The organism is Exiguobacterium sp. HSB13 (assembly GCF_056764755.1).
In genome coordinates this window covers 747748-769634 of sequence record NZ_JBUZOM010000001.1, presented here as the reverse complement: position 1 = coordinate 769634, position 21887 = coordinate 747748, and the positions used below count along the sequence as shown (strand labels likewise).

At 45.8% G+C, this 21887-nt stretch carries 25 protein-coding genes and 1 riboswitch; of the genes, 8 read left to right on the top strand and 17 right to left on the bottom strand.

Translation table 11 applies throughout. From position 1 onward, the window contains the following. Window positions 1-6 precede the first annotated feature (6 nt). Window positions 7-957 carry a TIGR03571 family LLM class oxidoreductase gene (locus ACZGCQ_RS04095; protein WP_481265533.1) on the top strand — a complete coding sequence of 317 codons (951 nt, stop codon included), beginning with the start codon at window positions 7-9 and terminating at the stop codon, window positions 955-957. A gap of 228 nt (window positions 958-1185) precedes the next feature. Continuing rightward, a complete protein-coding gene (locus ACZGCQ_RS04090) occupies window positions 1186-2091 on the top strand; it encodes a TerC family protein (protein WP_053453169.1) in 906 nt (301 codons plus the stop codon). Window positions 2092-2141: 50 nt separating this feature from the next. Here ACZGCQ_RS04090 and ACZGCQ_RS04085 read toward each other — a convergent pair whose 3' ends face one another. The 8 genes from ACZGCQ_RS04085 to ACZGCQ_RS04050 form a co-directional block, all read right to left on the bottom strand. Further along, complete coding sequence (locus ACZGCQ_RS04085) at window positions 2142-2780, bottom strand: ATP-binding cassette domain-containing protein (RefSeq protein WP_481265532.1); 639 nt, start codon at window positions 2778-2780, stop codon at window positions 2142-2144. Between the two features lie 12 nt (window positions 2781-2792). Next, on the bottom strand, window positions 2793-4274 hold the full coding sequence (locus ACZGCQ_RS04080; protein WP_481265531.1) for a hypothetical protein: 1482 nt from the start codon (window positions 4272-4274) through the stop codon (window positions 2793-2795). Continuing rightward, window positions 4271-5056 carry an ABC transporter permease gene (locus ACZGCQ_RS04075; RefSeq protein WP_481265530.1) on the bottom strand — a complete coding sequence of 262 codons (786 nt, stop codon included), beginning with the start codon at window positions 5054-5056 and terminating at the stop codon, window positions 4271-4273. The genes ACZGCQ_RS04080 and ACZGCQ_RS04075 overlap by 4 nt, the downstream gene beginning before the upstream one ends. A 10-nt stretch (window positions 5057-5066) precedes the next feature. Continuing rightward, the gene (locus tag ACZGCQ_RS04070) at window positions 5067-5789 is read right to left on the bottom strand and encodes a hypothetical protein (RefSeq protein WP_481265529.1); all 723 of its coding nucleotides are present in this window, start codon (window positions 5787-5789) and stop codon (window positions 5067-5069) included. Further along, window positions 5776-6123 (bottom strand): PadR family transcriptional regulator, encoded by a 348-nt coding sequence (locus ACZGCQ_RS04065; protein WP_481265528.1) that lies wholly within the window; start codon window positions 6121-6123, stop codon window positions 5776-5778. The genes ACZGCQ_RS04070 and ACZGCQ_RS04065 overlap by 14 nt, the downstream gene beginning before the upstream one ends. Window positions 6124-6266: 143 nt before the next feature. After that, window positions 6267-6746, bottom strand: a complete 480-nt coding sequence (locus ACZGCQ_RS04060; RefSeq protein ID WP_481265527.1) for a DUF4825 domain-containing protein — start codon at window positions 6744-6746, stop codon at window positions 6267-6269. Between the two features lie 90 nt (window positions 6747-6836). Then, the gene (locus ACZGCQ_RS04055) at window positions 6837-7658 is read right to left on the bottom strand and encodes an MBL fold metallo-hydrolase (protein WP_481265526.1); all 822 of its coding nucleotides are present in this window, start codon (window positions 7656-7658) and stop codon (window positions 6837-6839) included. Between the two features lie 50 nt (window positions 7659-7708). Then, window positions 7709-7809: riboswitch (guanidine-I (ykkC/yxkD leader) on the bottom strand. A gap of 62 nt (window positions 7810-7871) precedes the next feature. Beyond that, window positions 7872-8099 (bottom strand): hypothetical protein, encoded by a 228-nt coding sequence (locus tag ACZGCQ_RS04050; RefSeq protein ID WP_481265525.1) that lies wholly within the window; start codon window positions 8097-8099, stop codon window positions 7872-7874. 141 nt (window positions 8100-8240) lie between these two features. Between ACZGCQ_RS04050 and ACZGCQ_RS04045 the strand changes: the two genes are divergently transcribed. Further along, window positions 8241-9875, top strand: coding sequence for a M3 family metallopeptidase (locus ACZGCQ_RS04045; RefSeq protein ID WP_481265524.1), 1635 nt, complete (start codon window positions 8241-8243; stop codon window positions 9873-9875). Window positions 9876-10135: 260 nt separating this feature from the next. On the opposite strand, the gene ACZGCQ_RS04040 is transcribed toward ACZGCQ_RS04045, so the two are convergent. After that, window positions 10136-11410 carry a neutral/alkaline non-lysosomal ceramidase N-terminal domain-containing protein gene (locus ACZGCQ_RS04040; RefSeq protein WP_481265523.1) on the bottom strand — a complete coding sequence of 425 codons (1275 nt, stop codon included), beginning with the start codon at window positions 11408-11410 and terminating at the stop codon, window positions 10136-10138. A gap of 82 nt (window positions 11411-11492) precedes the next feature. Between ACZGCQ_RS04040 and ACZGCQ_RS04035 the strand changes: the two genes are divergently transcribed. After that, a complete protein-coding gene (locus tag ACZGCQ_RS04035; RefSeq protein ID WP_481266366.1) occupies window positions 11493-11738 on the top strand; it encodes a hypothetical protein in 246 nt (81 codons plus the stop codon). A gap of 3 nt (window positions 11739-11741) precedes the next feature. On the opposite strand, the gene ACZGCQ_RS04030 is transcribed toward ACZGCQ_RS04035, so the two are convergent. Both ACZGCQ_RS04030 and ACZGCQ_RS04025 read right to left on the bottom strand, forming a co-directional pair. Beyond that, window positions 11742-12290 (bottom strand): hypothetical protein, encoded by a 549-nt coding sequence (locus ACZGCQ_RS04030; protein ID WP_481265522.1) that lies wholly within the window; start codon window positions 12288-12290, stop codon window positions 11742-11744. 81 nt (window positions 12291-12371) lie between these two features. Next, a complete protein-coding gene (locus ACZGCQ_RS04025; RefSeq protein WP_481265521.1) occupies window positions 12372-13196 on the bottom strand; it encodes a hypothetical protein in 825 nt (274 codons plus the stop codon). Window positions 13197-13402: 206 nt separating this feature from the next. Between ACZGCQ_RS04025 and ACZGCQ_RS04020 the strand changes: the two genes are divergently transcribed. From ACZGCQ_RS04020 to ACZGCQ_RS04005, 4 genes are all read left to right on the top strand, one after another. Then, complete coding sequence (locus ACZGCQ_RS04020; protein WP_481265520.1) at window positions 13403-13714, top strand: DUF2834 domain-containing protein; 312 nt, start codon at window positions 13403-13405, stop codon at window positions 13712-13714. Between the two features lie 129 nt (window positions 13715-13843). Continuing rightward, window positions 13844-14620 (top strand): phosphatidylserine decarboxylase, encoded by a 777-nt coding sequence (locus tag ACZGCQ_RS04015; protein WP_481265519.1) that lies wholly within the window; start codon window positions 13844-13846, stop codon window positions 14618-14620. Window positions 14621-14710: 90 nt separating this feature from the next. Continuing rightward, window positions 14711-14851 carry a hypothetical protein gene (locus ACZGCQ_RS04010; RefSeq protein ID WP_481265518.1) on the top strand — a complete coding sequence of 47 codons (141 nt, stop codon included), beginning with the start codon at window positions 14711-14713 and terminating at the stop codon, window positions 14849-14851. Between the two features lie 27 nt (window positions 14852-14878). Further along, window positions 14879-15265 carry a hypothetical protein gene (locus ACZGCQ_RS04005; protein WP_481265517.1) on the top strand — a complete coding sequence of 129 codons (387 nt, stop codon included), beginning with the start codon at window positions 14879-14881 and terminating at the stop codon, window positions 15263-15265. A gap of 73 nt (window positions 15266-15338) precedes the next feature. Here ACZGCQ_RS04005 and sstT read toward each other — a convergent pair whose 3' ends face one another. The 6 genes from sstT to ACZGCQ_RS03975 all read right to left on the bottom strand — a co-directional run bounded on the left by sstT (window position 15339) and on the right by ACZGCQ_RS03975 (window position 21883). After that, a complete protein-coding gene (sstT, locus tag ACZGCQ_RS04000) occupies window positions 15339-16610 on the bottom strand; it encodes a serine/threonine transporter SstT (protein ID WP_481265516.1) in 1272 nt (423 codons plus the stop codon). A gap of 301 nt (window positions 16611-16911) precedes the next feature. After that, window positions 16912-18153, bottom strand: a complete 1242-nt coding sequence (locus tag ACZGCQ_RS03995) for an MFS transporter (RefSeq protein WP_481265515.1) — start codon at window positions 18151-18153, stop codon at window positions 16912-16914. Window positions 18154-18462: 309 nt separating this feature from the next. After that, window positions 18463-18771, bottom strand: a complete 309-nt coding sequence (locus tag ACZGCQ_RS03990) for a hypothetical protein (protein WP_481265514.1) — start codon at window positions 18769-18771, stop codon at window positions 18463-18465. Between the two features lie 146 nt (window positions 18772-18917). Next, complete coding sequence (locus ACZGCQ_RS03985; RefSeq protein WP_215084343.1) at window positions 18918-19745, bottom strand: carbohydrate ABC transporter permease; 828 nt, start codon at window positions 19743-19745, stop codon at window positions 18918-18920. Window positions 19746-19755: 10 nt separating this feature from the next. Continuing rightward, window positions 19756-20628 (bottom strand): carbohydrate ABC transporter permease, encoded by an 873-nt coding sequence (locus ACZGCQ_RS03980; protein ID WP_481265513.1) that lies wholly within the window; start codon window positions 20626-20628, stop codon window positions 19756-19758. A 19-nt stretch (window positions 20629-20647) separates the two neighbouring features. Beyond that, the gene (locus ACZGCQ_RS03975) at window positions 20648-21883 is read right to left on the bottom strand and encodes an extracellular solute-binding protein (protein WP_481265512.1); all 1236 of its coding nucleotides are present in this window, start codon (window positions 21881-21883) and stop codon (window positions 20648-20650) included. Window positions 21884-21887: the final 4 nt, after the last annotated feature.

Genomic DNA, 21887 nt, shown 5'->3' with positions numbered 1-21887 from the left:
ACTACTATGTTGAACGATCATACAAGTTATCAGCGGATGTACCGCGAGGGCGAGCTCACGCTCGGTCTCCACGTCCCGCTCGAAAATTTCAAGATGCGAACGCCGACGCTCGCCAATCAAGTCGAGCTCGCACAAAAAGCAGAGGATTATGGCTTTACGACGCTCTGGTTACGTGACGTCCTATTGAAGGATCCTTACTTCCTTGATCCTGCTGTCGGACAGATTTATGACATGCTGATATACGGGACACATCTCCTTAGCCAGACGAAACAGATTGCTCTCGGAACGTCAGCACTCGTCTTGCCGCTCCGTCATCCGTTACGCTCTGCGAAGGAAGTCGCGACGATTGATGCGTTGTTCCCGGAACGTTTGATTCTCGGTGTCTCGTCCGGTGACCGGCAAGCCGACTTCCATGGACTTGGTGTCGATCATCCAAGTCGTGGTGCTCAGTTCAAGGAAGCACTGCAAGTGATGGAACAAGCCTTATACGAAGACTATCCGCAAATCGATTCGACGTATGGGGAAGTCCGTGGCGCGACACTCGTGCCACGACCAAAGAAAAAAATCCCGACGATGATCACGGGTTTCGCACAGCAGGATATGGACTGGCTCGCAAAAAACGGCGACGGCTGGATGTATTATCCGCAAGGACCGTTCGAACAAGCACGTGCCATCGAACAATGGCGTGCAGCGAGTCAAGCAGCCGGTGATACAACGTTTCGTCCGTTTTCGATGCCGATGCATCTTGACCTGTCCGCGGATCCGAATGAAGAAGCGACACCGATTCGACTCGGTTTTCGGATCGGGCGCAATCGACTGATCGAGTTGCTGGAATTGTACCGCGAGCTTGGCGTCAATCATTTATTCTTCGCCCTATTCGACGGTGAGCGATCAGCAGAAGACGTCATCGATGAACTCGGAACGTACGTCGTACCGCATTTCCCTCCCTTATCATGATGCCTTAAAAATCACTTTATAATTAAAAGTCACATGCATGAAACCCAGTCCCTTCTCGGAACTGGGTTTCATGTCGTTTCGTTGCACATCACTTCGAATACATTCGTCCACTTTCGGGGATTGTTTTTTAACCAATTGCACATTCCGAACATTTATTACTTTACTTTTAAGTTCTCATGACCTTATAATAAATTCAAGATAACAATTACCTTAAAGGAGGAAGCGCTGTTGACACTACTCATTGCTTTTCTAGCCATCGTTTTCATCATGCTCGCCCTTGACCTTGGAGTCTTCCATCGTAAGGCACATGAAGTTTCGCTTCGGGAGGCCTGGACGTGGACGTTCGTCTGGATCGCGATTGCCGTCGCTTTCGGAGGCTGGCTCTACTTCGACCAAGGTAGCGCCGCTGCTGTCGAATATACGAGCGTTTATTTCATCGAGAAGGCTCTCGCGATCGATAACGTTTTCGTCTTCTCACTTGTCTTCGCGTACTTCGCGATTCCATTGAAGTACCAGCACAAAGTCTTATTCTGGGGTATTCTTGGTGCAATCTTCTTCCGCGTCATCTTTATCGTCGCTGGTGTTTCGTTGCTTGAGAACTTCGCTTGGGTCTACTACATCTTCGGAGCGTTCCTCGTCTACACTGGTTGGATGATGTATAAGAACATCGGTCAAGAGACGTCGCTCGAAGAGAACAAAACGATTCGTTGGTTAGAGAAACGTTTACCGATCACGCAAGACATCTCGTCTGGTAAGTTCGCAAAACGAATTGATGGGAAACTGTTCTTCACGCCGCTCTTGATTGCTCTACTCTTCATTGAAGTATCGGATATCGTCTTCGCCGTCGACTCCGTCGCAGCAAGCTTCGCGTACTCGCGTGATCCGTTCATCATCTTCTATGCGAACATCATGGCGATCCTTGGACTCCGTAGTCTCTACTTCGTCCTCGCGAACTTGATCGATCGTTTCTATTACTTGAAACACGGTCTCAGCTTCATGCTCGTCTTCATCGGAGCGAAGATGATTCTCGGTGATGTCTACAAAATGCCAATCTGGATGTCGCTCGGTACGATCGTCCTCGTCATCTTGATCAGCGTCTTCTACAGCTTCTACAAAACGAAGCCAGGAAAATAATCAATCGTACAGCAACAGGGAGTGGATCGTTGATCCACTCCCTGTTTGTGTTAACTAACCAATTCGAGCCGCCCCTGATTGATGCGGTAGACGGAGTCGCACAGTGCGTCGATGTCCTGTTGATTGTGACTCGTCAAGATGATCGTCTTGCCGTCTTTTTTGAACGACAATAAGAGCTCCCGCAGACGCAAGACACTATCGTGATCGAGTGCATTGAATGCCTCATCCAAAATCAAGATATCCTGCTGTTCCATGATCGCTTGCGCAATCGCGAGCTTTTGTTTCATTCCGAGCGAATACTGTTTGACCTTTTGACGATTGCCGGGCTGTAAGCCGACGGTCCGCATCGCTTGTTCGATGTCAGCATCTGTGATCACTTTTCGGATCGCTGCGAGTTGCTTTAAGTTCTCAAATCCTGATTTATGGGCGATATAACCTGGTCGATCGATGATGACGCCGACGTTTTCCGGAAAGCGTCGTGCCGGACCAAGCTGTTCATTCCGGACGGTGATCGTTCCCGCGTCTGGATGGATGAAACCGCAAATCATCTTGAATAAGACTGATTTTCCTGAACCGTTCGGTCCCGTGATGCCAACGATGTCTCCTTTTTGAATCGTCAAATCGACGTCTTCGAATAGCGGATTGCCTTGATACCCCTTCGTGACCTGCTCGAGCTTAATCATTTCCATGATACGTCCTCCTTATATCCGAATGCTTTTTTGAAACAGAACATATAACCAGACAAGTGAAAGCCCAACATAGATCAACAAAACGATCAAGAGATGTGTCAGACTAAACGACTGCAACTGGGCGAATCCATTCAATCCGGACGGAAAGATGCCATACTGATTGAAGTTCGGTAGTAAGAAAACCGGTAAGACGCCGAACAAACCGAGCGTCGCGTATCCGTCTGGAAATTGCCACAGTAAGATGAAGCTCAAGAGTGAATAGAGCATCAGTTGGAGCATCGAGATACCGATCAGTTGCAGCAGCAAGTGCATCGGTGAAATTGATAAAAGACTAGTCGAAAGCGACAGCGATACGCCTTGTAATATTCCGATCCCTATCGTTCCGATGATCAGAAACGTCAGCGTCAGTAGATAAAAGCGTCCTTCCTTAGCGAAGACATGGAGCGCCCATTTCTCGAGTCGTTGGTAACGCATCCACGTGTATGGTCCGATTGCCGTCATTTGATCCTGCAGACGCAATTGACTTAAGTAAGCGAGTCCGAAGAAAAGGATCAGATGCGACGCGAGTTGGAGAAACGAACTGTCCTCCGCGCTGACACCGTAAAATACGACGACGAACAAATCACCGATCGTTTGCAGATCCGCCGACGCTCGGCTGCTACTCAGTAAAATGTACAGACTCGCAAGCATCGCATAGACGAGATACGGTAAGAACTCCTTTCGCGAAGTCAATAGTTGACGGAGCGATTGCATCCATTGTGCCAGTAGATAGATCAGCGCGATCACAAGACTGAGGATAACGAGTGCCATCCAGGGTTGCATCCTGAAGGATATAGACCCGACAGAGAAATACGTGGCGGGTGACAAGAACTTCCCGATTCCAAACGATGATTTAAAACTGAAGATACACCAAATCACTACCCCTGCCGCCTGTAGCAACAAGCCATTACGCTTTTCGTGCAACAGAAACATAAGACACATCAATCCATGTAGGACAATGCTCGTAAGCAACCACAGAATCGGTTGTAATAAAATCACTGACAGGGGTGAATGGAAAGTCGCAATGAGATAATGACTGATGTTACCACTCGTTGCAAGTTGACTATATGGACTCCACTGCAACGTAAACGGTTGATCAACGGCACTAAGAAGACTCAGCAACAAGACGAATCCGAACAGTGTCAGGACAGCGCGTACATACCGTTTTGTCGAGTAGTACACCCAGTTCCGAAATGAGCCAACCCGAATCAAAATCGTCGGATCATACTGCTGTTCAATCGTTCGAAACGAGAGGAATAGCAGTAACGGCATCAGGAAAAAGAGGATTAGGTACATATCATTTTGAATCGCAAATGTGATGTCCCACGCGTTGACGTCTTTGCCGAATTCTTGTGCCTCGGACAGAACTTCTTGTCGTCTATACCATGCGACGTAGCTGATCACGAGGATGAATAGACTGTTCAGTACAATCGAAATGTTTCGTGTCCTATTCATGATTGGAAGATCCACTCCGGTTTCGGTCGAATCATCGTCAGATAGAGCGTGATGTTAACGACGATCAAAATAGCAAACGGCACGAACACCGTCCAAAGCGGTTGTTCCGTGATATTAAACGGAAAGACCGTACTGATGGGCGAGAACTGTGGTGCTTGCATGATACCCGCGACAAAATTAAAGATATGATAAGCGACGAACGGTAACGAAATTGCGAGATAGACTTGTTCGAGCGCCAAAATCAACAGATAAGCAAGCGTCGCGTACGCTGCTCCGTTGAGTCCGATCCAAGCACCATAGAGAACGGAATAGAGTAACGGATGAATGTCCGCCAAGAACGAAAATGTATTTGAGGTCTCATACGTCTTTTCGCTGAGCGACCAATAGTCAACGAGACCGATGATTGGTTCGACATAATGAATGAGGACGAACGTCACGATCGTCATAAAAAAGAACACGAGTCCTGTCAGCAGCGCATTGACGAAACCGACCGCAAGCAGATAATCCTTTAGACTCGCACGTGTTCGGACATATGTCAGATAGTTATCCTTGTATTCAGCGATGAAGATTGGTAAGAAAATCAAGATCGCTAGTACCGGAAACAGCATTGGGATCGTTCCTGATAGCGTCTCCTCGAATACTTCGATCGGTAAGAAGAATTGATAGCCTTCATAAATGAAACTGAATTGAAGCGCCGGTAACCCGAGAATGATCAGAAGATATAACGCGCATCGTTTCACCGTGAATGCTTGCGACCAAATGAGATTGATTTGCTGCAACATATAACTCCTCCTATTTTCGTAATGCCCAAAACCAATAACCCAGTACATTAAAGAATACGACTGAGACGATACTTAATAGATGCAATCGTCCTGCATGATGGAGCTTGATGATGCTCCAAATAACGGATGTCACGAGATAGATCGTCATGCCGATCAACATGAGCACGGCACCAAATTTCGTGACGTCAAAGCTTTCTGTCGTCGTCAGGTGCTGTTCGTCAATCAGATACATGCCGTGTGAAGTGAACAACTCCGGTAACCAAATCCCTTTATGAATGGTGAAGTCTCGCGAGGATACAGCGTCTTGTCCGGAAATCGATACAAGCAATAGATGATCTTCTAGAAGACGTTCATACGCTTCGATCGAGCGTTCATTGCCATAAAAGGCATCCGCATAGGCGAGCGACTGATGCTGGCTCAACATCATCGTGCCGATAAAGAACACTATCGTTGCAGCGGCGATGCTGATTCCGATGCGGAGCAACCACGAAGCGAACGTCCGCTCTTTTCGATAGACCCACGTCAAGAGCTGATCGACATGTTCCTTACTACCGTAGCGATACATTGAAAGCTTCGTCGCTTCTTCTTCCGAATAACCTTGAATCATCAAGTCTCGCACCGATTGTTCAAGATGGCTTCGCGTCTCTTCCATGACGTCGATGATTTCCGGATCCGTCACATCCGCACCTTGATACAAGTCACGGACGAAATGATCGAGTTTATTCAAGCGCACCGTCTCCCTCTTCAAGAAACTTCGGGAGTAGTTGCTTCAGAAAACGCCATTCAAGTCGTTTTTTCGCAAGAAGGATTTTTCCTTCAATCGTCAGCGTATAATATTTACGTCGTCCGCCGCCCGCTGCTTCGTCACTCCAATAGGATGTGACGAAGCCTTTTTTCTCGAGTCGTTTGAGTGACAAATAGAGTGTCGCCTCTTTCAGTTCGAACTGCTCGTCTGACGTTTGCCGGATCGTCTTCGCGATTTCATATCCGTATCGGTCTTGTTCGTTCAGCAACGACAAGATGATCGTGTCGACGTGCCCCTTTAATAATTCTTTATCGATTTCCATCTCGTACAACCCCTTCCTTATTCTGGATGTGTCAGTTCCTTAACGATAAACTGAATTACTCTGTAATGCAAAGTACTTTTTACAACTTATGGGAATGAATCAACAAAAAAGCACACTCCTTTTTAAGAGCGTGCTCGGTCGGTTCAGTTCAATAAGTCGTTTACTTTCTTCGAATCTTCGATAAAAGGCTTGGTGAACGCCTTCAGTGCTTTCTCATTATCGTACGTCGTAAAGTCTTTTCCATACCAATCGCGCAGCTGTTGTTTCGTAAAGTGATACGAAGCATCCTCTATCGTCATGTTGACGCGGTCGACATTCGGAATCAATGTGAACAGTGCTGTTGCATTGTAGATTGCCGTACGATTGCTTTTTTGTTCGACCTGTCCTTCTTCATATCCAGCATAACGTAACGTCAGTTGATACGGCTTATCCTTCGTCGACAGTTCCATTTTCTTCAACTGATCGCCATGAGGTAGCTGTTGGACGATATCTCGTACGTTACTGTTATCTCCTAGGTATGTACCTTGTTGTTCAAATAAATCGGTTTGTGTTGCCGCTATTCCGCAACCTCCGAGTATCAACATGCCGCTCGCTAGAGCAATGGCGCCGATTCTTTTTCTCATCATACCTTCTCCTTTTAGTAGACCGATTATACCTAATAAACGTAATCATTTTTAAAAAGTTTCACATTTCAATGGAAATTCCCCCCTATCTTACAGGAATGCTAGTTCCTTCTTAATGATTGCGATATTTTCTTGATGACATTCTCTTGTAAAGGATGACGGATAGTCCATTTCTTGTCCGATTTTCTCCATCATCAAGGCATCGTCCATCCGTACGGCTTCGATTAATCGCGTTAGATAAGCGCGCCCTTGCTGTGTCCGTTCTCTCATATCGTTCGGATTAGTCGTCCAGGCACCATGCCCGGGAATCAATAAAGTGATGCCATGACGATCAACGATTTCCTCTGCTTGGTCCAGTGTCTTCAGATACGCTTTGGCACTATCAAATAAATAGGGTAGTTCAAAATCCGATAGATAATCACCTGTAATCCAAACACCTGCTGGTTCAATGACAGTAAAGAGCCCATCTTGTGTATGGCCGGGTGCCAAGTAGAACGTCAATGTCGTCTCTCCGATCATCAACTGTTGACCATTCCTTGAAATGACATGATCAATCGTCGGAAACGTGATCGGATACGAGCGATCGATATAATATTCGCGATCGAAGTCAGCAATCAACCCTAACTTATAGTCTTTTTTCGGATGATGCTGCATCTTTTCACTTCCAATGACCTGAGCATCCGGAAAAGCACCGTAGCCGATGATGTGATCAAAGTCGCCGTGCGTGAATAAAAGATACAGCGGTCGTTCTCGGCGGATTCGCTCGACATGGCTGCGAATCTCCTCGACCTCTTGCGGCAACCATGTCGGATCGACAAGCAGAATGAATTGTTCCCCCTCGTAGATCGTGCTCGTCGTTTTCCAAAGTGCGCTCTGGTAAATGGTTACTGCTCCTTGTTCATAAACTTTCATGTTTTATTCCTCCTCTTCATAAGAAAAAGCCCGAGGGACGTCGTGACGACATCTCCCAGGCTTTTCTCCTTCCGTGTATATGATTCGAAAATCATACGTTTTCTCTCGGACCAGTCCAGCTGATAGCTACGGAACCCTAGAAAACCAATTGATATGTAGTTGAACTAAGTATACGAACGAATAACGCCATGTGACAAGGTAAAGATGATGGCATCATGTGTATGTTCGCTTGATTAAAAAGGTTCGGATAAAGAGACTAATCGTGATTGAGATCGTACTTTTCAAGAAGAAGTCCTCTGTTAAGGCTTCCACGACCGTCACATGAATGATCTGCAATACTGTTGCTTCAGGTACCCAATCAATAACGCGTCCGATTCCTAACAGCGAGGGTACACTCAACAGGAGATACACCGTCACGATTGTTCCGATCAGTTTCTTCATTCGCCTCCACCTCACTCATCACTGGTTATTCATGCTTTGTAGGATTCGTTTTCATACTTTTCAGCACTAGGTTATACTACCATTATAAGGAAAAAACCTGATTTGAATACGTCATTTTGTTTAGAAAGGAATGCATTGCACATGTCACTTCCCCTCACTTGGGATTTAACGCCTGTCACCCCTTCAGATGGATTTAACGATGAGTTCGAACAGATGGACGAAATGCTGTATCGACTTGATACATTTGAATTTCATCAATATCCGCTTCTTCGCTGTTCGTTAGTAGGAGATGGACTCGCTCTCTGCTCTGAACTCGATTCGTACATCACATGTGTCGATTCTCCTTCGGTAGAATGGCCGTTACAGAAACTTCATGTCTATAAAAAACGTTTTATGAAAGCTAAAGATGCGTTTCACCGCTACTTACACGAAGCTTCCATCGATGTCTTCGACAAGATCCTACTTGATGTGACGAATGCTTCCCTAAGCGAACTGCTTCAATTTTGGCGGAACACACCAATGCTTGAAGTTGTCGCAGATCTTTTACCATTACGACAACGATACGCAGCTGCAACACAACGATTAAAAGTACATATTGAAGAACGCGAGGAACCACTGTCGCTATCAGAGGCGATTCAATTGAGAAGTCATGCTGATCCAGCGGTTCGTCGAGCTGGATTTGAAGGATTGGAGGAAGCATGTCGACTTCAGCAAGTCGAATTCGAAGAAATCTATCGTGACATCGCTTCGATTCGACTTCAACAGCTCGCACCGACGCCGGAGGGATTGTTGCATGTCGCAGCGACAGCGAATCACTTACAGGTCGAGGATCTACACGAGATGTGGGCGACTGTCCGACAAGAACGTCACTCACTTCACTCTGCCATGCAACAGCTGACGCAAGCGACATCATGGAACAGTTATGATGTGTGGCATCAAAAGAGTTCGGAACGGTTTTCATGGGAAGTCGCCCGTCGCCTCATCATCGATAGTTTTGCTTCTTCGAGTATCGAGATGGCTTCGTTCGCGACATCGTGCTTCGAGAAACAATGGATACAAGTCATTCCAGATCAAGAGCATGGTGTTTCCTTTTGCGCTTCGTTTCCAACTTCCAAAGCATCTCGCATCTTGATCGCCTATGACGAGAGTCTCGTTTCGTTACTTGCGCTCGCCCATGAACTAGGACACGCCTATCACAATCACGTGTTGCACGGTGCTCCATCCCTCTTGCGTAGTTATCCGATGTCAATCGCTGAGACAGCATCGACGTTCGCCGAGATACTTGTCCTTGATCATCTCGATCAGATTGGGGACGCTGCTTTGCAAGAAGATGTTCGGAACCAACGGATTCGCCGCAGCATGATGAACGTTTTGATTCTTGATGTCCGTTATTTATTTGAGCAGCAGCTATATGAGGCGCACCAAAAACAACAGGACATCGATTTCTCTCTTTTGATGGTGAATACCTATGATGAAGTATTCGATGGACTCCAGCTGCACCATCCTCGTAGCGCCTGGATATGGACTCCGCATTATTACGTGACCGATTTACCATTCTATAATTTTCCGTATACGTTCGGATATCTCCTCGCCCTTGGCATCCAGTCGATCGATTCCAAGTCAGTGACGGAATCGGTATTACCTGCGATATTACGCGACGGAGGCACCTTGATGATGGAGCGATTGGTGCGTCGTCATCTCGACTGTTCGTTAACGGAACTCTATCAGCATGCACTTCAAACGGTTCGGTCAGAGTTCCATCTAAATCGCTCATAGGTCTTTCGAACATACCCATTTTTTAGAAAAATCTGCAAAACCGTTATTGTAAAGCGTTTTTTCCATAAATGGTATGTTACCCTAATATCATTCGACTCGCTCGAAAATAATGTTATACCTATTCACGGAGGTCTCCGATGCTACAAATGTCTAACTTACTCATTCTGCTCTTTTTATTCATCTTCCTAACATGCGGATTTGTTTTCGCTTTATTCTGGATCATCAAAAAAATCAAGTCGTAATCATAAGAACCCGGCCTCTCAGACGAGAGAAGCCGGGTTGTTGTTTATTTCATAGAGTTGACGGATGTGACTCACGATGTCGTTCGCTGTTTCCGGTACAGGCGGCATCCAAAGACCCGTCACTGGACCGTAGACGACGGGATTGATTGCCACTTCGTACCCACCATACGGATGTTCTTCCGCTGTCGGCAAATAACCAATGTAACCGTTCGTATAGCCTCCGAAAAAGGCGAGTTCAGTTTGACGGAATCGCTTTATCTGTAGCGCTGTCTCACAGAACGGCTCCATCGGGATGCCTGAGAACGAACCATCATTTAGTTCAAGCAATTGAACTTCGACCGGGATGGTGAGTGTTGTTCCCGATTGCTCTTGGACGTACGCCAACCATCGTGCTGCGCTGACGTTCCAAGTCTGTTCAGCGTAAGTTGCCATGTCTTGCAATTCGTTCGTAGCCGGTACTTCGGTTAAGCGCATCGGATAAATAACCGACTGAATCCGGTGGTGCGTTAACGGTTGAAACGATACGTCTGGAATCGTCGTTAAGACGTGTCCACTTAGAACAAACGCCATCTTCTGTAGACTTGCTAGGTCACCACGATATATCGCATTGATGTTCCCCGTCGCCCCCTGGACGATCACGACTGGACAGCCGAGTGCCTGTTCGAGTATCGTTCGAGCGACACCCGGATAATCACCGGATAAGACGATACTGTCTGATTTCAAGACATTCGGATGCGCTGTACAGAAAACGAAGGCTCCGATGAGACTCGCATTATCGGCACGGCGAACCAACAGTGTTCCGATTCGGTCATCCGTCATCCCAAGCGGATCCGTCCCCATCACCGCGTGACCATTTATTTTCTCTCGTCGATTGACGCCGAGTTTTCCAGACGTCACACCCCAACCCATCTCGACCGACTGCATCGCTTCGCTTGCTTTGACAGCAGAAACGATCGCTTGTTGCGTCAAGATCGTTTTATAGGCGACGGTCAACGGTTCGTTTCCTGCTGTCGCTGGTCCTGAATGTGTATGCGTGTAAACGACCATGATCTGTTCCTTCGACACGTCTAGCTGGTCCGCGATGCCTTCACGGATAGTATCGGTATCTGCGACGAGCAACCCGATGTTATCGATGCTGACGAAAACCGATGTCGTCTGCTCACTTTCAAAGATACTCGCTGTGACAAATAGCGGATCGTGTATGCTTGCGACACCGACTTCTCGGTGATAACCGATGAAGGCGGCACCGAGCGGCGGATTGATTACTTCCTGATGTATTCCAAAACGACTCATGTCTGACGTTCCCCCTTGAATAACACACTATTTCTTCCATATACAAACATTAACTACAGTAGAGGAGGACGTGAAGATGGCGATTCGTTGGAAGGAAGAGATGATTCAGTTCGAGACATCTCGTGAAGCCGAAGTTTGGGCAGACTCGATTGCAAATGAGATCCACGGTCGTTCAATCACCGGATATTGCACCCCTGATTTTAAAGTCGCGACGATTCTTGCCTTTTATTTAGCACAAGTCTCTAAATTTCGAGTTCATACCGCGATTTTCCCACTCGATACAGAGGTATTCTATCAAGTATGGATTGAAATCGAAGATGATTTATGAAATTCATGCTCTTTCGTATAGATCAATCATCGCCTCAACCGCCGCGTCCATCCGCTCTTGTAAGCCGATCTTATTCAAGACGACGAGCCCCTCAGTAAAGACAAAGAGCAAAGCAGTCTGCTGTTCGACATCTTCTCCTTCTGCCGGCACATAAATCTGTTTAATCCAGTTGTCGAATGACTCCCCGATCGTCCGCGTAATCGACGTATACGGTGCCCCCTGACTCGTCGCAAGATGGGTGATCTCGAACCAGAGATTCAAATATGGCTTGATTAGTGGCTCATCGATTGCTTGTCGCAGAAAACGGACGAATGCCGTGAACTCGAGTTTTAGATCCGGTTGCTGTAGTAAATTAATCAGTTCTTGACTGATCGCAGTCAACACGGCGGTCTCGATATCTTGTTTATCCTTGAAATAATGCATCAGCATCCGGTCACTCGTCCCGGCAGCGGTCGCCATCTTCTTCAGACTCATCTCCTTGATGCTTGAAGCTAACGTCGCTTGTGCGATGTGATGCGTATAGTCCTGTCGCTTCTGTTCAAATTTATCCATATCCGATCGACTCCTTCCCTTTCCATCATACTCGATTTTAAGAAACGGGCACTACGCAAAAAAGCATCCACGAAGGATGCTTCATTTTAAAAAGCGATTGATGATCTTCTTGAAAGCAAGATCCAGTCGGGCGTTCTCATCTTTCGTCAGCTGTTTCGCTTCTTCAAAGATAACTGCTGCTTCCTCGAATTTATTCTCGTAAATCAAGATCGTCACTTTCCCACGTTCCGGTCCAACGCGCTCACTCGACGTCTCACGTTCTCGTACCATCGCTTCAGCTGCGCGATCTACGCGCTCTATCCGGTCTTGCTTACTGATTTTTTTCTTGATCAGTTTTCGTTCGAGTTCCTGTACGTATGGAAGTGATTTAATCAACGTCAAAGCCGGATCAATCGGTCCATATTGGGCGACGAATGCTTCCATTTGCTGTCGCTCGTAATCCATGACTTCTTGATACAGTGGTTTGCTTTCCTTCGCTAATGCCTGCTCGACCTTGACGAGTCGTTTGACTTCTTTTTTCATTGCGGCCATTCGTTTATCGAACGCTTTTTTCTCAGACGAGGTATCGACTGCTTTTAAATCGACCCGCATCGCTCTGATTTTTCTTGACTCCTTCACGTTATCTGAATCGTATTTTTCTACTTTCGGATTATACTGCTCGACCGCAGTCCGATATGCTTCATTTTGATAATAAGAAGGAATTTTGATTGGGGATTTGGAGCTAAGATCCGATAAGATGTTGCCGTACTTCGTGATGACCTTCAATTGATCGGCACGGTATTTTTTATAATCGAACGCTTTTTTCGTCTGGACCACTTTTGCTTCGACAAGACTGCTTCCACTTCCGATACTCGCTCCACTCATCAATACGGCTACAGCCGCACTACAGGCGAAGATTGTTCGCAATCGCTTTACCTTCATATGTTCGCTCCATCCCTTCTCATCATCCTATGTTTCTTTTTCCGTATTATACCAAATTTAACAGCATCACATTTTGTTATTTGACGGATCAGGGTAATAACTTTCCTTCTACATATCCTCGATTGACGTTATATTGTAGTACGCGCTACATTTATTTGTAGTAAACACTACACTTACAAGGAGGATCCTTCATGAAAGAATCTCAAGCTTCGTTTGTAGACACCATCCCGAAACCTTTATTGCTCGTCATTACGATCGCGTTCGCTGTTTTAACTGCGTTTTCGATAATTGACTTTGGTGTACTTGGCATTTTTGCTGAAGCGACACAAAACACGGCGACGCTCCAGATTTTCGTCGATCTGATTCTCTGCGCCCTCTTCATCATCGTTTGGCTCCGCCATGATACACGTCGTACCGGACGAAGCTTTCCGCTTTGGGCGATCATCACCCTCGTGATTGGTGCGTTCGGACCTCTACTCTATTTATTATCTCGAAAATCATGACGTTCTGACACGTGCCGCATCTTCGGTACGTGTTTTTCTTAAGACAAACTTAAGAAAACGACTCCGTCTATCAACAGAATTCGACCGGATCCTAAGAGGTAGATTACAACTTAAAGGAGTTTTTACCTCATGAAGAAAGCCATCTTTGATACGATCGTCCACTTAAATGCTCGACCAGTTGTCGCGAACACACTACAACGGTTTGCGATGAGTCGCTTTAGTAAACCGCTCATCCGACCTTTCATTCGCACCTATCACATTCAGACGAATCAAGCGCTGAAGTCCGTCGATTCGTTCACGTCGCTGCACGATTGTTTCGTACGCGAGTTACGTCCCAGTATGCGACCAACCGCATCGGCACCAGATGCTTTCGTCAGTCCGAGTGACGTCGTCCTCTCCATGGTCCCGGCGTTAACTCAAGATAGTCGGTTTACAATCAAAGGACAGGACTATACCGTTGCTGAGCTGATCGGCTCGAGCGAACGCGCCCAGGATTACGCGAACGGAGTCGCCTTGATTTTCTATTTGAGTCCGACCGACTACCACCGTGTCCACTCGCCAGTCACGGGCGAAATCACGACGAGTTATACACTTGGGCGAGAATCGGCACCCGTCAATGACATGGGGCTACGATTCAGCAAACGTCCGCTGACACGCAACTATCGTCGGGTCACGCGTCTGCAAGTCGATCATCGCGCGATCGAGCACGTCATGGTCGGTGCACTGAACGTCAATACGATTGTTCAGACACATCAAGGACGACTGCTGGAGCGTGGTGCAGAGTTCGGCTACTTCTCATTCGGTTCGACCGTCATCCTCGTCTTGCCACCGGACACCGTCGAACTCGCACCAGGCATCGAACGTAGCGTCAAGATGGGTGAGCAGATCGGACGCTGGATATCCTGAAAACGGATTCCCTTTTCTTATAGAATCCTCAGTAGAACAGATATCCGAATTTGCTAGACTAAAGGAAACTGCTGTTCAGAGGTGACCTTCATGTCCAAGCGCTTATTCAAGCGAACCTTATTAATTGCATGCTTACAACTCTTTAAAGCGAGTGACACGTACCATCTCCGAATCAAATGGGATGGCAACCGTGAAGAACAGTTGACGTTAACGTGTGTCGACATGGAATAACTTACAAAACGGGAAAGAGGTTATGTTATGAAAAAAGTCGTTTTATTATGCGCTTTCTCGATTATGGCTGTATGGATATTAGTTGGTTGTAATAATGAAGAGATAATGCAAAGTACTAGTGAAAAACCGACCGCATCCGAAGTATTGAGCGAAGATTCTAAAGCAGACATTTTTCAATTCAATGATACGATCTATAAATCAGATGTAGCATGGGCAGAGAAAACTGAAGTCACTCAGAAAGAAAAAGTCGGAGAAATTAAAAGAAGGAATTCCGATAAAGACGATTTTGAGAATGGGACTGCTACGAAACTCTCTAAGGGTACCGTCCTATACTCTACTAAAGAAAGAAAGGAAATTCTGCTCGTGAGTTTCAAAGGGAAATTAAAAAAGTACGTTGCTTTAGGAGAAGGTTAATTTGTCTATAAGAAAAGGCATCCTCAGCTGGGATGCCTTTTTCTTATTTAGATCATGATGATAGAAAAGCTGATCAGCCGTTGACGACCTTTTCAGAAACAGCTTCATTCATCGACTGACGATTGATTGACAGTTGCTCGCCTTCTTTCAAACGTTTTCTGTAATCAGCTGTCGCCGTAAATAGAACGTCTGTTGACGAGTTGAGCGCTGTCTCAAATGAATCTTGCAATACTCCGATGACGAATCCGACAGCGACGACTTGCATCGCAACGTCATTCGGAATCCCGAATAAGCTACATGCGAGCGGAATCAAGAGCAATGATCCGCCAGCGACACCAGATGCGCCACACGCACAGACAGCAGCAAGGACACTTAAGATAATGGCTGTCGGAATATCTACTTGAATGCCAAGTGTATTGACGGCAGCAAGTGTCAGAACCGTAATCGTAATCGCTGCTCCCGCCATGTTGATTGTTGCACCAAGCGGAATTGAAATCCCGTACGTCTCTTTATCGAGACCGAGCCTCTTAGACAATTCCATGTTGACTGGAATATTCGCTGCAGAACTTCGTGTGAAGAAGGCCGTGATCCCACTCTCACGTAGACATTTGAAGACGAGCGGATATGGGTTTTGACGAACATTGATGTAGACGATCAATGGATTGACGATCAGTGCCATGACAAGCATCGTACCAATCAGTAATCCTAGTAAGCTCACGTAATCAACAAGTGACGAGAGACCGTTCTCCGTAATCGAACCAATGACAAGCCCCATGATACCGAGCGGAGCAAGCTTGATGATCCATCCAACCATTTTCGCAAGTGCATCTGAGAAGTTCGAGATGAACGTTTTCGTTGAATCTGAGGCATTTTTAAGCGCTAGCCCTAAGATGATCGCCCATGTCAGAATGCCGATGTAGTTTGCTTGGACTAATGCATTGACCGGATTATCGACCATGTTGAGGACGAGTGTCTTCAGGACTTCGACTGCGTTACCCGGTGCTGTCAGTTCCTCTGTGCTCTCTTTGAGTGTAATCGTGACCGGGAACAGGAAGCTGATGACGACCGCAATCGCCCCGGCTAAGAACGTACCGAGCAGATATAAAACGATGATCGATTTCATGTTCGTTTGCTGTCCCTTTTTATGTTGCACAATCGAAGCCATAACTAGGAAAAAGACCAAAATCGGCGCGACTGCCTTTAGTGAGGAAACAAATAATGTTCCAAAGATGGTCAAAGAACTCGCTACTTCAGGAATCGTGACGGCTAAAATAATCCCTACGATCAAGCCAATCGCGATTTGTTTCACTAAACTGATTTGGTTCCACATCTTCAACAATTTCATACGTTCCCCTCCAGGCTTACAAAAAATAAGTTATTTAGAATTCGAAAAACGATGACTTCTCTCTTCTACTCAAAAGGATGAATAGTCTAGTCATTCACTTTTCTAAAAATTCTCGCAGTTTGTTGTGTTCTATTTTTGCATAAATCGTGTGAAATAAAAACTAGTTTTTTGCAAGAAATATGATTCCTTTTCCTGAATGTTAAGTGAGCATACGGATGCAATCGATTGCATAATTACAAAAAAAGTAGAAGAAGACGCGTATCTTCCCCCACTTCATTATGTAAACTAACTTTGTTTGAATTTATTGATTGACCTTTATTTTTTCTTCAGCAGTCTTCTCGAATCTCGTGCTGACAGGTGTCGTTAACGCTCTAAGTGTCGGGTGAAGTAAGAAATAGCCAGCAAAGCCAAAATAGCCGATGCCAGAGATCAATAAGATCGCCGTACTAGAAAACCATTCTCCGAACATGCCTCCCGCGAAATATCCGAGTGGACTTAAGGATCCGAGTATAGAAGAGATAAACGAAAAACCTGTTCCCAAATAGTCTGACGGAAGATTGACTTGGATGAGCGTATACAGGTAAATGCTAATCACCCCAATCCCGATCCAAGCGATTCCAAATAAGACGATGGGTAGCACCCCAGCATCATTTATTAAAAACGCACTGACCCAAAAAAGGCCGGATAGAAGCGCCGCAATCGGCATGACACGATTGAGGGCAAATGTCTCTAAACGACTTGATACCAATGTCCCGATCATCGTTCCGAGTGAAATCGCTGCTAACCAAAACCCATACTCCGCTGATGTCTCAGAAATGATCGGTAACACCGCAAGTCCCATCGTCGCAAGAAAATTCATCCCGATGATGCCATATACGATTGCCAAGAGCTTTTTTTGCTTTTGGACGACATAGAACCCTTCCTTGAAGTCATGCTTATACTGTTGCCAAAAGTTTCGTAAAGAAATGGGTTGTTCCTTTTTCGAAGATGGTACTTTGAGTATGAACAAAAATAAGAACCCGATCCCTAGCAGTACGACACTATTCGCAGCGAATACGATTCCAACGCCGACAAACAAAATCACGATACCTGCTAACGCATCGGCAATCAAATCAAGCGTTTGATAAGAAAAGGCGAACACCGAATTGACCTTTGTCAACTGATCTTTTGATGCCAGCCGCTCGATGAGCGTATTTTCGGTTGGATACGAGATTTCCGCTAATGTTAACGCTAAAAACAGTATGACGAACAGCAATGGAATCCAGAGTGCCTCGTTAAAATAAAGTAAGGTGATGGTTCCGACCAAAACAGCTTGCCCGACGCCTGAGAAAAAGAGGATTTTCTGTTTCGAATAGCGATCAATGATCGGACCGTACAAAAATTGAAGCGTCACGGGTAACACAGCAATCGTACTCGTTAATCCGACCAGGAATGGCGAATTCGTCGTCGTCTTGACGAACCAAACGATGGCAATCATATAAAAACTGTCTGATATGTTCATCAGAATTCTACCAAGTAGCAAGAGAAATAGTTGCTTATTCAATCGTCTTCCTCCTTTTTCAATAGTTAAATTTAATTGAACTTTATTGTAGCATAAAGGACTGGAAGAAAAATGTAAAGATATAAGTTCAATATGATTTAACTCCATATATAAAAAAAGCGCTTCTCGTAAATGGGGTTTTTACGAAGAAGCACTTTGCTAATATGTAGATGATGTCCTTGCGTCGTACATAAAACGATTCCTTCTTTGATCTGTTCCGATTCAACACGATATCGCCTCTAATCCTTCTATCGTCTGATTGAATGTCGGATGATTCTCGATTCAATCGGTGAAATTCTGAAATTACACTTCTCAAGAGATCGTTGTTTTATTGCGTTTGACGAACAACAGAACGATCACGAACAGAAACTCAAGGATCGTAAAGATGCCGACAAAGAAAAAGACGAACAACACCTGACTGATCCCATCGACAGCAATCGTGTAAAACCACAGTAATGAAATACCCGTCGTATAGAGAAGATTGATGATTGTTCCACTGATCAAGCTAGCTTTCAAGCTTTTCTTACTCCGTGCCTGACTCACGATGATGACGATGGCGCCGATCACCCAGACGATGAGTATGAGTTCAAGGATAGTCTTATCGTTCCACTGTACTTCCATATCTCTTTTTCCTCTTTTCAATATTTTGTTATGTTCACTTCTTTAACACGGTAATCTATTCTCCATCCCAATTTTGTTTTCCTTTTATTTCCTCATACAAAAACATGCATCCGACTCGAATGTCGAACACATGCTTTCTCAGTTCATTATTTAATTGAGCCATTTGCCATCCCGTCAATGATATGGCGCTGGAAAAAGAGATACACGACGAGGATCGATACGATGCCGACCACATACGACGCGAACGAAGGACCAAAATCACTAAAGTACTGCCCCTGATAGTTGAATTGGAACAAAGGCAAGGTCCAAGTTGACTCGTCGCGGTTCAGCAGAAGCAACGGCAAGAGGAAATCGTTCCAAATCCAGAGTGCATTTAAGATCAACACTGTCGCATGCATCGGTTTCATCATCGGGAAGATGATCTTGAAGTACGTGTTGAACTTCCCGCTCCCGTCAATCGCTGCCGCTTCATCGAGTTCTTTCGGAATGACGGTTTTTACATATCCTGCGTAAAGGAACAACGATTGTGGCACCGCGTACGTCAAATACAACAGGATCAAGCCGAATTTACTAGATAAACCGAGTCCTGACATCATCGAAGTGATCGGAATCATGATGACTTGAAACGGAACGAAAATCCCGATGATTAAAAAGATGTAGATGCCTTGAAACACACGACTTCGATCCATCGTACGTGCCAACGCAAAAGCAGCCATCGGCACAATCAGGATGATCAGCGCGATCGCCGAAGTCGTGATGAGCATCGAGTTCGCGAAGTACTGAACGACACCATCATCCCACAACCGCTGGAAGTTATTGAACGTGAATGGATCTGGCCACTCAAAGAAACCGCCGGTGATTTGACGCGTTTCTTTGAAGGAATTCAAAATCGTCAGATACATCGGTAGAGCAATCAATACGAGTCCGATGGACAAAAATAGATAGGTCGGAATATGAATGCGATCTTTTTTCATGATGCCCTCCTTAAACTTCGAACCGTTTGGACGAATTGATTTGAATGACCGAAACGATTGCGATGATGATGAACAGTACGATCGCAATCGCACTGGCATAACCGAACTGATTATTTTTGAACGCATAGTTGTAGACGAGTAGTCCGAGAGATGTCGTCGAGCCACTTGGTCCTCCACCCGTTAACGCGTAGATTAAATCAAACGCAGTCAAACCCGCCTTCATGGCGAGGATCAAGACGATACTGATCGCTGGCGATAGGAAAGGCAGTTCAATTTTTTTAAATGTCTGCCATGCATTCGCTCCGTCAATGGACGCCGCTTCACGAATCTCGTTCGGAATGCTTTGAAGATTCGCTAAGAAGATGACGACAGGAATCGCGACCCCTTGCCAAAGCGCGACGAAGAGTAGACCCCAGAAGGCCGTTCCTTCGTTTGCGATCAAGCTTTGCGACAGCCATTCGGTCTGTAAGTATTCACCGAGCGGTACGAGCCCGTAGTTGAAGAACTGCTTAAAAATCAAGCCGAGTGTGACGGTGCTGATGACAGCAGGAAAGAAGTAGGCTGTCCGAAACAGCCCGACTCCTTTGATTTTACGGTTCAATAATTTAGCAATCGCGATGCCGAGTACGATTTGACCAGCGACGAGACCGATCGTAAAGAGTAACGTAAAGCCGATGCTATCCCGGAAACGTGTGTCTGATAAAATCGAGATATAATTATCAATCCCGATGAAGTGATAGGAGCTAGTCAAGCCTGTCCAGTCGGTGAAGCTGAAGATGACACCTTGAACCAAGGGAATGAAGAAAAATATAATTTGAAGTAAGAGCGGCACGATAATGAAGAGATAGGGCCAGTAGCGGTTGACGAATCCTTTTTCTTTCATGGAGGCAACTCCCTTTCGATTATTTCATTTCATTGAAGAACGTGTTGAGATCATTCGAAAGCTTCTTCTTATCCCCTTTATTCATATAATCCACCGTCAAATGCCAGAACTCTTCTTCCGACGGCCACTCGGAATGCAACCAGATGATTTGTTTATCCGAGAAGACAAGATCCGAGACAGCTTTTGTTTCTTTGAAGGATCCGTCTGCCTTTACGGCTTTGACGGACGTTGGCGAGCCATCCTTATCATAGTATTTCTGCATGACGTCCCCTTCGGTTAAGTACGACAAGAACTTCTTCGAAGCTGCCTGCTCTTTTTTCGATCCTGACGCTGAGACAGATAACGCTAAATCGGCTGCTCCGACCGTCATCTCTTCTCCCGCTTGTTTTCCTGGGTACGCGAACATGCTGACTTCAAAATCAGGCTGTTGGTCCCGGATGACAGGAAGTGCCCAGATGCCGTTCGGGAAAATCAACGCTTCTTGATTCGCAAACACGGCGACCGCATCGCTGTACGAAGCACCGTTCGCATTCTTTTGCGTATTTCCACTGACGAGACTCAATTCGTTCGCGACCGCTTCAAAGTTCGGATCTCCGACCTTGATGCCATTTTTCGGGCTGTTCTTTAGTGCATCCTGTGTTTGTTTGAATCCACCTGTGACTGTCGCCCAGGCGAGTTGATGATATCCATTCACCGTCCAAGAGTCTTCTGTCGTCAATGCGCTCGCAAACGGTGTCTCGCCAGCGTCTTTGATTTTTGCGACGACTTCCTTCATCTCATCCCACGTTTTTGGTGGCTGTAGACCAAGCTCATCGAATTTCGTCTTATTGTAGAAGAAGCCCCAGGCGTTCGAGTTCAGCGGTAACGAGTAAACTTTTCCATCAACGGCATACGACTCTGCGGCACCATCTTTAAGATTTCCTAAAAACGACTCCTTCGATAAATCAACGAACTTCCCGTCTGCTGCCCACCCTTTGAAATCCGCGTTTTGCGGATAAGTATGAACGATGTCCGGAACATCACCACCAGCAATCCTTGTTTTTAAAACGGTACCGGCATTACTGACACTCGTCAGCTTCACATCGATGTCGGGATTCTTTTTCTCGAAATCCTTGATGATTTGGTCTAACGTCGCTTTCATCTCGACTTTTTGTGAAAAGAACTCAATCTCGGTCTGATCCGAATTTGCTCCCATCGTACAACCTGCTCCAAACAATAATGAAGACGAGAGAATGCCTGCCATTCCTAATTTCATCGAC